Raw genomic sequence first — 11369 nt, forward strand, 5'->3', positions numbered from 1 at the left:
AAGCATTCACATTCGCATCAGGCTCCGGAACGAATGGCGCGACTTTCCTAACCGTTCCCCCGGCACCTAGGAGTCCTCCCTGGCTCGTAAAGAAAACCGAACTACCGTGGGCATAGCCTCTTGTGTACCCAGGACCGTTGCCCTCAATCCATTGAGCGGGCAATTGGTAGGGCGCCTCCGCGCTCTCCGGGATGTCACGCAGGTCCAGAACAGTTGTAGAGCCGTCAAGTGCTGAAGCGTAGGCCCTCTCGCCGTCCCCATCAATGGCCAGACCAAGGAAGAACGCCGAAGCATCATTCTCGAAGGTAGCGACTGGCACCGCACCATCGAACATGCTATCCGTATCGTAAACTTCCACGAAGGCACCACCCGCAACGACAACGTACTTTCCGTTGGGCGTCACTGAAACCGATCTGTGTAGGTAGGCAGGCGCTCCCTTCGTCGTAACTTTCGCTGACACTGAACCATTGTGCACTTTCGTCAAGAGCCCAAAGTTGGAGATCAAGAAGACGTCTCCATTCGGTGAAACGACCATGTCCCCGGCAAGCGTTACATTGTTCGAAGCTTCCGTAGCTCCATATGCGGCAGTCACTGATCCTGTATCTAGATCGTGAATTTCAACTCCAGAACCACCCTTCCAAGCCGCATATGCCTTTTTGCCGTCTGGGCTGAGTGCGAGAAGGTGCGAAAAGCCCGGTGATGTGTTTGGGACTCGAGTGTCATGCCACTCCTCCTCAACCTCCGGGTCAACATCGATAGTCACCAATGAATTGTCGGCAAAGTTGGTTGCGTAGAGGGTCTTTCCATCAAGGCTCAGTTGGATTTGAAAGAAGTCCGCCGAGTCGACTTTGTGCCACTTGTCAGGGCCGATTTCAAGCACGGTGTTGGACGTAGCGTCAAGTTCAGTCCAGGCGTCCGTTGAGTAGCGAGAAATCACTCCCATGGGTCCAGTCGAGTACACAAAGTTCCCATCTGCACTCGCAGCTACGGTGTAGGTCTGGGCCAATGGACTGCTGCCTGGCGACGGTTGTAGAGATGCGACCTTTGCGAGATCTGAGGTTCTGAACACTGAAACGGTGTTCACAAAAGAGTCTGCGACATACATGAAGTCGCCGTCGGGACTAAACACCGCGCCAAATGCTCCGGGTGACTCCACCTGGGCTTCAATGCGGGACGGAAGATACGGGTCGGTTTGGGTGCTACTCGGCGACTCGGGCGCCGAATAGAACACTTGGCCAGGGGCCGCATTGGCTGCGACTGAAGTACCAGCGAGGGAAAAAGCCAGTCCAATTGTCGCCACGGCGACACATGCAATTCGGCCGGGATAGCGTTTTTGATACCAGGACATCTTGTTCCTTTGAGTAATTTGAGAGTTTGGGATCGGCGCAAAAACCCGATTGGCATCAGATTTGTTCTTTGCACCAAGCTCCACAATGTGCAACTTCAAAGATCGAGGGCACTGGACCCGAAGACTTCCCCGGGACATTCACCTTGCCTCTCACCCGCCCCGCCTCCTGTCGATGATCGATAGCGCCGACAATCGCTATATCGGTCCCAATTGGGTTCTGGCTAAAGCTGTAAGGCACCGATGACCCCTCTGGATGCACCCCAATTCTTTGATTCGCCGTACAGTCCCCGCTTCACGCAATTCCGATCGATAGCCGGGCCGACAACGTCCTTGACGCTGTTGAGCCTCTAGCTATTTCTCACAGCGGTTCCGCTGCCACAAGCGCATTCAGCGTGCGGTGCGCCAAGTGAGTGATCGACCGACTCGACAGCCGCCTCGCTAATCGCGAAATGGATGTCGTGTACTGTCCCATTCCGTTTACGAGAACCACACTGTCGATACTCGACTTTGAGACTCCACTACGAAGTTGACTTGCGATCTCGATCGTCAGAGAACGAAACTCCCGGCGATATCTACTGCGCGCTGTCCCTGATGTTCAGCTTCTGGCAACGACACAGTCTGGTGAGAGATTCCAACTCGCCCTCGCGGCGACAACGGGATTGCCATTCCTGCATTGCGCATCTGAAACTTCAATTTACATTTTTCGCGAAGGCCCTTGTCAGGGGTTTTCTAAACCCCCTGCCCAGCGCTTCGCGGATGAACTGCATGGTGAAATGTATGGCATTCGACGCTGGCAAAGAAGCTCAGCGCAGAAGCCATGACGTAACTTGCAGTCCGACTTAACAAGTGCCGAAACGCGCAAGGTTTCCGCACCCCACAAGCACCGGAGAGTGACAATGGCTACCGATATCGCTGAATTACCCAAACGTGGCAAAAGTTTCGCACGGGCGTCAATTGTCGCGATTGCGGGTATTGCCCTCTGGCACATCATCGCCAGTTTTTTGTGGATTGCCCCACCGACGCCCCTACGTGACCTCGTCCCGGGGAATGCTCTCAATTCCTACATGATGCCTTGGTACGGGCAAAGCTGGAGCGTATTTGCGCCCGCACCAATCAATGGCGATTACGACCTCAAGGTCCGCGCAGTCGTCAAGGACGAATCTGGCTCCGAAATTGCCACCGATTGGGTCTCAGCCACCGATGCAGAACTCACAATGTCAGATCACCACTTTTTCCCCCCAAGGGGCTCCCACCTCGCATTGTCCCAAGCGTCGAAATACAAGAGCGCCTGGGATGGCCTGAACGACGAGCAACGACGAATCGCACAGCTCAACTTTTACGAGGGTGACTCTTGGCTCGGGCGCATGCAAATCGCAATGAATGAAGTTGGGGAAGAGGTGGCCCCTGTCACAGAGTTTATTGTCGCCGAGCGTTACACCGATGCCTACGCGTTTCAAGTCGCAAGAGCGGTGTGGGGCGACGATGTCGAGCGAGTGCAATTTCAGGTGTCCCGACAGAACATCATTCCCTTCACTGAACGAAATGATCCCAAAGCAGTCAGGCCGGCACCAACCGTGCTTTCTAGTGGTTGGCGCGGCATCATCGAGCTTCCTGGGCAATCAGATAAAGACTTCGCAGATACTTTTCTCCCCGCCTATCACAACCTGATTTCGAAAGCTGCAGACAAGTGACGAAACTTTCCGAGAACTCCGCAGTTGGGCTTGCAAGAGAAGTCATGTGTTTCCTCAGCAATTTGATCCGCGATGGAGTACGCGGAGGTGTCCTCCTAGTGAGTTCGCTGCTGGGTAACGCTGAACGCTGGCTAATTGCGGAAAAGCATGCGACCTATGGACTCTCGGTCGCCAGAATGTTGCTCGGGTGCGCCATACTTGGCACTCTCCTTACTAACTTTAGTACTCGACTGTACACTTTCGGCCCCGGCGCGGCTTGGAGCGGCGAACAGATCTATCCTGTGAATGACCTAGCGAGAACGTTTCCGGTAAGCATTATCGTCGCTTTGATTCAAAGCGGTGGCGCTGCATTTACGATTACGTACATCGCACTCATTCTGCTCACCCTGTGCTTTATCCTCGGTTTTCGCACGCGTCTTGTGATGATTCCACTTACGCTTTTATTCGTCGCGATCGTGGAAAGTAACGATCTAGTCGGAGACCAAAGCGATAACCTCGTGCGAATTGCGCTGACAATCATGTTCTTCGCAGACCCAGCGAAGCGCTGGTCGCTCGATGCGCTCCTCGCTCGTGAGCGCCAGATGGGGGGTTCCCCCCAGCGACGTTTCATGTTGGCTCAACCGATTTGGCCCGCTTGGCTCACAAACGCGGTGCATAACTTCGCTATTGTGCTCATTGCATGCCAGGTTTCTTTCATCTACGTCGCCGGTGGCCTTTATAAGGCCGGAGGAAACCCGTGGTCTTCTGGCCACGCCATTTATGACCCGATTCATGTACGCCAGTTCGGCCCTTGGCCGGGTCTGAGTGACTTCGTTACTGCTTGGGGCCCCGGCGTAGCCTTCGCCACGGCGCTCACCCTATTGGTGCAGGTCTCGTTCCCCCTGCTCCTACTCAGACGCGGCACGCGAATATTTGCGCTGGTCACCATGCTCGGATTTCACCTCGGAATCGCCGTACTCATGGGCCTTCCTTGGTTCTCACTGGCGATGGTCGCACTCGACGCGATCTTTATTCGCGATGTCACTTGGCTCGCAATACGGGACGGACTCAGAACTCGCTGGCGCGATGCACGAAGACGAAAGTCCACAGCTGGGCATGAGCATTCGACAGCAGCTCGTTCCAAGGACTCCCTTTCCACTGTCAAGGAAACACCCTTGCCTGAACCAGGGGCCAGCCCGTTGCAGCTGCAGCCCGCCGCCAAGGATCATTTGGAAAACACGTGAGTGTATCAACAGATGTCGTAGTTGTGGGCAGCGGGCCAAACGGGCTTGCTGCAGCTCTCACCGCAGCAATGAACGGGCTTTCAGTCCACATCATCGAGGCAAATCAGAAGCTAGGTGGAAACGCGCGCACTGAAGAGATGGTTGAGGGAGGCTTCATACACGATGTTGGGGCAGCGGTGCACCCGATGGCCGTGGCGTCACCATTCTTCAGAAAACTAAATATCGAGCAAAATGTGGAATTCATTTACCCAGAGATCTCGTATGCGCACGCCATGCCAAATGGTCGAGTTGAGTATGCCTATCGGAGCCTCGCTAGAACGCTCGCGGAACTGCCTCCGACCGATCGAAGGGCATGGGCGCGATTGTTTTCTCCACTCGTGGCGAATATTGGCACACTCACCGACATGATGCTGTCGCCCCTCCAGACACAGTCGTTGAGCCCGATCCACCTACATTTCGGAGCGGGAGCCGCTCGACGTGCTCTCGGCCGAGAGCTAGGGGCGGGCCTCTCGCAGGCCGGAGCTGGTGCGCTTCTCGCCGGCGTCGAAGCGCACGCGATTGGCGCATCCTCATTTCCAGCTTCTCTGGTAGGTATCGGCCTCGCAGCTCACGCGCATTCAGGTGGATGGCCGATTCCCGTGGGCGGTTCACAGTCGATCACTGATTTCTTGGTACATCGTCTCGCCGATCTCGGCGCCACATTCGAACTCAACCGGCGGGTCACCAGCCTGGATGAACTCCCCAAGAGTCACATCACGCTTCTCGACGTGACGCCTCACGGTTTCCTCAAGATCGCCGGAAGCCGTTTGCCGAGGTCAGATCGAAATCGGCTAAAGCGCTTCACTTATGGCCCGGGAATCGCCAAGCTCGACATGACGCTTCATGAGTCTGTCCCATGGCTTGATTCTCGACTAGGCGAAGCATCAACCGTTCATCTTGCCGGAGACCAACGGTCGCTCATGCGCTCAGAACATGCAGTCGCAAGAGGAAAAATCCCATTTGAGCCATATGTTCTACTAAGTCAGCCATCCACGTTCGATGCGACTCGGGCGCCAAGGGGGAAACACGTCTTATGGGCCTACATGCATGTTCCACAATGGAGCAGGTTCGACCCGACTTTGGCTATCTATCAATCGATCGAACGCCACGCCCCCGGTTTCCGAGATGTCATTCGTTCAAATCAAGTTTCTCTTGCATCCTCCCTAACAAGAATGAATGCAAATCTGATCGGTGGCGACCTCAGTGCTGGGACCATAAATCTTCGACAAATACTGGCGAGGCCTGCATTCACGAAGTCTCCGTGGCGCACTCCACTGCCTGGGGTTTATCTCTGCTCAGCTTCTACGACCCCAGGTCCCGGAGTTCATGGAATGGCCGGTTGGTACGCAGCGGAGACCGCGTTGAGTGATCTCATAGCGAGTGGTGACGACTGAATTAGAAACGCGTCAATTGAGGCTGCGGCCAATAGCACACGGTGAACATCGCGCCACATTTCCATCGAGCATCGGCCCGACCGTGCCAGCGCCTACGTTTAGCGCACAGCGATCTCGAGAACAGTAGGTCTCCAAATCGAATCTAGCCCGTGGGCACGCGCATCCGCGAAAGGAAGTGCACTGAAATGCAGAGTATAGGGATTCCGGAAGAGGACGCGTACGCCGTACTTTTTCCCGCATTTGAAGACCTCAAGGCGCCTCGATGGCTCGGCACTGCAATTGAGCAAGGCACTCGGTTTTTGCTGCTCGCAGAATCGCGGCTTGAGTATCTCAACCGAGAAATGACACACGCCCGTAGAACACGCGAGAGCGTGTCTACCTTCAGCGCGTTTACGAGTGAACTCCGAAAATTGAGCCGAGATTCACTGGTGCTCGCTGTGGATCAAGAGCCTTGGGGTATTCGACGGCTACACGACCTCGTGCCGAACTACGAGGATCCAAGCAACCTAGAAGCTTTTGAGGAGAGTGTCTGTCACGTGGCTTCCACTGCCTCTTCACTCGGGATCGACTTGTTTCTTTCACCAGTACTTGACAAGCTTCGGGGAGAAAACCCATGGCTAGAATCGCGGAGTCTCAATCGAGAAATCGAGGACATCACCACTTTAGGAGCGGCCTACATTCGCCTCACCCAGAAAAATGGGGTCCTTACGGCAGCGAAACACTTCCCTGGATTTCCGGAGCTCACAACTGATCCAGCACTCGAAGACACCTCAGTGCGTTCGGGCGATTGGGACTTAGAACTTCTTATCCCGTTCAAAGCCGCAATCGAAAGCGGAGCTCGGATAATAATGCTTGGGCCAGCGGTTGTCGCCGATGTTGACGGTTTCCAACCGGCTTCAACATCTGCGCGTACCGTCGCAGTTTTACGAAACAAACTTCACTTTCGCGGTGTCATTATGAGCGACATTCTGGACTCCCCCGCTACCAGCCGTGGCAGAAGTATTCCAGCCACAGCGATAGATGCGATTGGGGCGGGAGTCAACCTACTACTCGTTCCTGGCGGCGATCAACTTGCCGAAATAGTAGATGCCATTTCGAAAACTGCTCGCGCAGATTCAGCCTTCAGAAGTCTCCTATTTCACAGCGCTCGAAAGGTTAAAGGCCTCGCAGACTCATCGCGTCATTGAACCCGGGTGAATTATCGGCTGCCAGTACTTGCTGATGCAGTGATCACCAACACTTTGGTTAGTCCTCCGGAGCCCGAAACGGCACCCTGAAGAGTCACGCGGACTCTCCTGCGTGCCGCAGCGCCTGATACAGATCGGCGGCTGAGGCGGTGAAATCGAACCGAAAGCCATAGTCTCAACCGAGCAAGGCACCCGTAGATGACAACTGTATTCGTAAACGAGGCAACTTAGATTCGAGCGCGAGGGTGAAATCCGAGGTGAAGATACAATATTCTCCACACATTTCCCTCGCATAGACAGGCCGGTCGAAGGAGAATCTGTCGTAAGTCGGTTGCGCGCTAATTGGGAGTGTCATGCTGAGCAGAATTGGATTCACTGGCGTACCCCGAGTCTCTCGCTCGTTGCGCCGCGAGAGACTTGAGAGCCTACTCTCTAGGGGTGAAGATGCAGCCCTCGTAACCGTGATCGGTCCTCGCGGGTCAGGCAAGACCACCCTGGTATCAACTTGGCTCACTGAGGTTTGGCGGGAGTACCGCGAAGCCGACGCGACTGGGGTATGGATTTCCCTCGAAAATCTTTCGTTGCACATGGAGTTAATTTGGTCGCGCGCACTTGCTTCCTTGCAGGTTCAGATTCAACATGACGTTGATATTCTCACCCAACTCAACGACGCACTCGACCTTGCCTCAGACTTCATGCTCGTCATTGATAATTTCGAGTTGATGCTCGACCAGAGTGCCAACGATCAAATCGAATGGCTGCTGAGCCACAGCCCACGACTAAGGATTTTGCTATTAACGCGCTCGGCAACTGAACTTGAACACCGCTCACGAATCATTCAGGTTGGAATGTCAGTGATTAGGTTTGAAGATCTAAAATTTACGATCGACGAATGTCAGGATCTATGCAAATTGCGTGGATGGCCAGGAAGCCGCGAAAAAGCTGCATCCATTATTGGTTATACCAACGGGTGGCCTGCCGCTGTTCGAATACTGGCTGGCAGCCGAACTTCGGACGATTCTCTAACAAAAGATAAGGTCTTGAAAGCCTTTATCGAGACCACCCTCGATGAGATTCGTTGTGATGAAGAACTCGCTCTGGCCCTTGAACACGCAAGCGTCGTTTCGCCCTCCGATGTTAGCTCTCTTCGGCAGGTAATGAACGTGCCCCGCCCTACCGCCAACTCAAACCTCCGGCGAATCGAGCGGAGCGGAACAATTGTGTGGAGAGAAGAGGGTCGAAACACGTTTGAGGTCCTCGACCTGATTCGAGACGCCATCTTACGGCTCCTGCCAAGTCAGAAGCCCGAATTGTGGCGGAGAATGAACTCCCGGCTCATCCCGATTCTTCGCGAGCGTGGAGACATCGTGGGGACACTGCGAGCATTGTTCGAAGTCGGGAACGGAGCGGCAATCACGGCGTTCATTATCGAAGAATGGGACTATCTTGCCGGCGCCGAGGACTCCAAGGTTGATCGACTTCTTGAAGGTCGATCGTCTCCACTCATCAGCTACTTGATCATTTTTCGGAAGGGTTCTGGGGGTCGTGCGGGTTATCTTCAAGAGTTACTGCACGAGCTCGAACTTGAACGCCGCCGTCATCGTGGCAAACCAGAATACAAGCTCTACTCCGCTGTACGGGTCGGGCTATTACGCGAACTAGGGCTCTTCGATGCGGCAGCGACGATCGCCCGTGACGCCCTGCGCGACCACGACGTAGACGCCCCCGAAACCATCTTCATCCAGGGCTACTCAGCATGGGCATGGATGCAGCACGCGCTCGCACTTCGAGATGTAGGTCGCACCGAAGACGCGCGCCGCGCGGCGCTCATTTCCATAGATCACAGCGCTGGAACTTCAGGATATGCAGGCGTCGCGAGCCAATCCATCCTCGCCCTTATTCAGCTCGCCTCAGGTCAAGTTGAGCTCAGCAAAAATGCGGTAGCCGACACGCGTCGTCGTGTTGAGGGCATGCTTCCGAAACCTGCCTACCATCTGATCGCTGAGCTCGATATTGCTTCAGGCATCGCCGCACTCGAACGATTCGATGTGTCTGGCGCAATAGTTGCCGCGGAGCGAACACTCCATGAGTACCGTTCACTTGAGGTCGTTTGGTTACGGGTACTACTCGATGGATGGATCGAGAAATTTCAGCTCCGTGGTTACAGCATGGTGCATAGCGTCTCGGATTTCTTGAAGATGGAGACTCCTGTTCTCCCAGCTCCCCCAGAAGCTCATGCATGGCTGAATGGACTCATTGCAGATGTGCTAATTTCCCTTGGTCGACCTCACGGCGCCGCCCGCCTGTCGGAATCGTTAACGCCGAGAAACGCTCGCGACGCTGGTCCGATGTCTCGTATTCTGCTGTTCTCAGGGGAAGAGCGAAAAGCACTTGAGGTGTGCGAACGATGGCTTTGGCGGACTGAGACCTCTGAACGAACGCGTCTTGAACTCCTTCTCACTAAGACTCTCGTAATCTTTCGAATGGGAGAAAAGGAGTCTGCTCTTGCGGTCTTGAACCTGGCAGTCGGATTGAGTGAGACCCATGGTGTCAAGATGCCCTACCTGCTGTTCCCCCTTGTGGAAATCGAGCAACTAATTCAGGAGATATCCGCACAACGTGCACCCTGGTTATTGGATGTGCCAGCAGTTTTCTCGTCGTTTCGACGCGTGCCCACCCTTACACAGCGGGAACAGATCGTTTTAGAGCAGCTGCGCGTCAGCTCTCGACTCGAGGAGATCAGCCGCGAGCTGATGGTATCGCCGAACACCGTCAAAACCCAGATTCGCAGCTTGTACAAAAAGCTGGGCGTTAGCTCGCGGGCGGACGCACTTCAAACTTCTCTGCACATGGGATTGTTCCCAGAACCTTCGAGCACTGAACACTCTGACGCTCGGAAAATAGAAACTTAGCCGACGCGATCGTAAGGTGATTACCAGTGTCAGGTGAGTTCGCGGCACCCACTTGAACTCTCACACAAAAGCCAGCATTTTCATCGCCCATGCCAATCATTAGCCCAATACACGTTCGCTTTAACCTATGACAGAACACGCAATAATCAACCCGATCGGTTAGAGCACCGTGCGCCCCTGCGAGCAGGTGACGGTCGCGGCGTTCTGGCCGGTGATGCCGTCGCCGCTCGCGGTCGCTGATGCTTCGGCCGTCACTGATGCGCCAGCCGCCGCGGCATCGGCGCCGGTTGAGGAATCAGCCGCCGACGTCGCGTCGGCGGCAGTCGCACCGCCGCTCGCATTCGCGGCGGAGTCCGAGGCGGCACCAGCCCCGGCATCACTGGTATCGACGCCGCTCGCGTCGGCGACTCCCCCGGCGTCGGCTGATCCCACCTGGTCCTCCGTGACGACGCCCTCACCGGTGCCGCCCACCGTGATCGGCGTACCGCTGATAAGCGCTTCGTTTAACGCAGACGCCTGCGGTTCGAGGGCGACCAGACGCCCTTCGGCGTAGGGGTGCCGGGCTGTGGGGTACTGCACGAAGGTGATGTTCTCGAGCGCGATGTCTTGCATCGTGCCGGCCGCCGCCTGCAAGAAGGGCATCGACTGCATATTCGACGAGAGCACCATGTTGCTGATCGCGGCTTTCGCGAGCCCGTAGACCTTCACCGGGTCTGACAGCGTTTCGGCGCTCTTGAGTTTGCGCATCAGCGCTGACATGAAGACCTGCTGATTGCTGATGCGGCTCGTGTCGCCGCCGTCGCCCACGCCGTAGCGGGTGCGCAAGAACTGCAGCGCTTCGGTGCCCTCCAGCGTGACCTGGCCTGCGGGCAGGTCGAGATCGGTCTTCGGGTCGACGATGGGTTGGGCGAGACAGACCTCGACGCCGCCGACGGCGTTCGACATTGCGATCACCCCGTCGAACGAGATCTCACCGGCGTACGGAATATCGAGACCAGTGAGCTCCGACAGGGTCGCTGCGACGCAGGGAAGCCCGCCGCTGTTCAAGGTCGAATTGAGTTGCTGCTCGCTCATCGCGGAGTAGTAGTCGGGTTCGCCATTGGGGCCGGGGCAGCTCGGAATCGGCAGCATCAGGTCTCGCGGAAAACTCACGACCGTCGCACTCTGGTGGTCGGCGGCGATGTGCAGCAGCAGGTTGACGTCATTGAGGTTGCCCTCCTCGCCGTCGTCGATGCTCTGACCCGCGCGCGAGTCGGTACCGACGACGAGCACGGTGAGCGGCCCGTCGATGGTGCCCGACGCGATCTCGACCGGGTCGCCTCCGGGCAGTTCGACGGTATTGATGCCCCCGACGAGACTCCACACGGCGAATGCGCCGACCGCGACTGTGCTGAGTGCAACGGTGAGGATCGTCGCGACGGCGAAGCGCGCACCGTTCGCCCACGGATTGGACGCGCGCAACTGCCCGTGCCGAACCTGGTCGGTCATCGGGAGGTCTGAGGTGGGGCGCATGCTGTCCCTTCGCGTGCCGGCGAGCACTGGTCGGTCGATCGCGTGCTCCATGTCTACTTCATG

General features: G+C 56.2%; 7 protein-coding genes. 5 read left to right on the plus strand and 2 right to left on the minus strand.

Annotated elements, in window-relative coordinates:
* Positions 1-1105: YncE family protein (locus CH42_RS16295; RefSeq protein ID WP_156322428.1), on the minus strand; the 1105-nt coding region annotated here is incomplete at its 3' end.
* 1139 nt (positions 1106-2244) lie between these two features.
* On the opposite strand from CH42_RS16295, the gene CH42_RS01135 reads away from it, so the two are divergent.
* From CH42_RS01135 to CH42_RS16170, 5 genes are all read left to right on the plus strand, one after another.
* Positions 2245-3039 carry a DUF5819 family protein gene (locus tag CH42_RS01135; RefSeq protein ID WP_053351388.1) on the plus strand — a complete coding sequence of 265 codons (795 nt, stop codon included), beginning with the start codon at positions 2245-2247 and terminating at the stop codon, positions 3037-3039.
* A 98-nt stretch (positions 3040-3137) separates the two neighbouring features.
* Positions 3138-4262 carry an HTTM domain-containing protein gene (locus CH42_RS01140; protein WP_162231050.1) on the plus strand — a complete coding sequence of 375 codons (1125 nt, stop codon included), beginning with the start codon at positions 3138-3140 and terminating at the stop codon, positions 4260-4262.
* A complete protein-coding gene (locus CH42_RS01145; RefSeq protein ID WP_075205182.1) occupies positions 4259-5695 on the plus strand; it encodes a phytoene desaturase family protein in 1437 nt (478 codons plus the stop codon). Before CH42_RS01140 ends, CH42_RS01145 begins: the two co-directional genes overlap by 4 nt.
* 149 nt (positions 5696-5844) lie before the next feature.
* Positions 5845-6882: a glycoside hydrolase family 3 N-terminal domain-containing protein gene (locus CH42_RS15875; RefSeq protein WP_156322430.1), complete on the plus strand. Its 1038-nt coding sequence runs from the start codon at positions 5845-5847 to the stop codon at positions 6880-6882.
* A gap of 353 nt (positions 6883-7235) precedes the next feature.
* Positions 7236-9794, plus strand: coding sequence for a LuxR C-terminal-related transcriptional regulator (locus CH42_RS16170; RefSeq protein WP_082309219.1), 2559 nt, complete (start codon positions 7236-7238; stop codon positions 9792-9794).
* A 159-nt stretch (positions 9795-9953) separates the two neighbouring features.
* Here the strand turns inward: CH42_RS16170 and CH42_RS01155 are convergent, their stop codons facing one another.
* Positions 9954-11306 (minus strand): LCP family protein, encoded by a 1353-nt coding sequence (locus CH42_RS01155; RefSeq protein ID WP_075205193.1) that lies wholly within the window; start codon positions 11304-11306, stop codon positions 9954-9956.
* Positions 11307-11369: the final 63 nt, after the last annotated feature.

It is taken from the genome of Leucobacter musarum subsp. musarum, from assembly GCF_001273845.1.
In the GTDB taxonomy this organism is placed as follows: Bacteria; Actinomycetota; Actinomycetes; order Actinomycetales; family Microbacteriaceae; genus Leucobacter; species Leucobacter musarum.

What these genes read in the sequence shown, in the direction of transcription:
- CH42_RS01135 (WP_053351388.1), top strand. Translation starts at nt 2,245, where the DNA reads ATGGCTACCGATATCGCTGAATTACCCAAACGTGGCAAAAGTTTCGCA.
- CH42_RS16170 (WP_082309219.1), top strand. Translation starts at nt 7,236, where the DNA reads ATGCTGAGCAGAATTGGATTCACTGGCGTACCCCGAGTCTCTCGCTCG.
- CH42_RS01155 (WP_075205193.1), bottom strand. Translation starts at nt 11,306, where the DNA reads ATGCGCCCCACCTCAGACCTCCCGATGACCGACCAGGTTCGGCACGGG.